The organism is Paenibacillus zanthoxyli JH29 (genome assembly GCF_000520715.1).
Taxonomy (GTDB): Bacteria; Bacillota; Bacilli; order Paenibacillales; family Paenibacillaceae; genus Paenibacillus_AQ; species Paenibacillus_AQ zanthoxyli.
In genome coordinates, this window is the sequence record NZ_ASSD01000349.1 from 1 (window position 1) to 1,314 (window position 1,314).

1 pseudogene is annotated in these 1,314 nt (G+C 49.5%); it reads right to left on the bottom strand.

Annotated features, from left to right (window positions below):
• Nucleotides 1–47: 47 nt before the first annotated feature.
• Nucleotides 48–1,177, bottom strand: a pseudogene (locus tag L691_RS28755) (IS4 family transposase).
• Nucleotides 1,178–1,314: the final 137 nt, after the last annotated feature.

The following is a 1,314-nucleotide window of genomic DNA, read 5'->3' on the forward strand; positions in this document are numbered from 1 at the left end:
GGCCCATCCTGCCTGACATAATACTGATTTTAGACCAGGCGTGTTGATTAACCAATTATTAGGGTGCTATTACGTTTGCAACGATCCAGTAGTAATGAAATCGCGACTCGCCATTCCGGAGAAAGCTGACCAAGAAGGAACTGGCGCACGAAAGAAACGAGCGCGATTGATTTGCACTTTATGATGCACGACTGCGTGCTGTTGTACAACCATTGGAGAAGGACATAAGCGATTAAGGCCGCGAATAACTGTCATATACAGCATTCTGCGTTGTGCCGAATAAGGTCGATACATTTAGATGTTGCTTGACCCATCGAAAGAATACTTCTATGCCCCACCTGGCCTTATAGATCGCTGCGATTTGTTCAGCAGACAGGTGCAAGAGATTGGTGGCCACGCGAATCTCGTTGCCATGATCATCTTGAAAAAACACGACCCGATGTCGTTTTTCGGAGCGACATTGTTCGGTGCCGAGCTTGCACGTGATGTCCCGCGTCACATTCGAACGTTCTACGACTTGGCGTTGCAGCGAACGCGGTGTCGTGATCGTCATGTTTTCTTTGATGCGAATCACAAAATATTGGTGCTCCGCTGCGTACCGATCGAATCGCTCAATCTTTCCGTAGGCACGGTCCTCCACCATGATAAAGTCGGGGTTTGCCAGCTTTTCTCCAAGCGGTCCATCGTGTTTGGTGGCCACCGTTTCGATCACCTTCGTGGGCAGGTTGGCGGATGCGTCGTAAGCCACGTGAAGCTTGACACCCGAACGTTTGCCATGGAATACGGCCCAGGGCAATCTCGTTTGGCCTACGGTGACCGTCGTCGAATCGACGAGCAACAGAGCGGAAGGAATGCGTAGTTTTCGCCGGGTTGAGCGATTGCACTTAGCCGCTACGACTTCAAACAGCCGCTTGAACACTTCAAAAGGGACATCCGCCGCCTTCTTTGAAAAGGTCGAATAGTTGACGGACGGCAATCCGCAAAGCGTGGCTTTATCCGTAACGGCACGGTAACTTTCCCATTGCCCTGCCGCCGCATTCGTCAGAAATTGAAGCAGGGTGTACACCGTGAATTTCTTCCCTTTGTCATGGTATCCGACGGATTGCACGACGGACTGCACTTCTTCTTCGCTAAGTAACGTTTGCACAATATTCGTAAATGGGGTAATCTTCTTCATGATTGGTCTCCTTTTTCGAATCGTTGGTGTGGTGACTACCGATTCTACTAAAGGGAAGGCCTCTTTCAATTTATTTCCCTGTTACTGGATAATCAACAGGCCTGATTTTAGACCTTTGTTGCCTCGTCGGTTCTTTT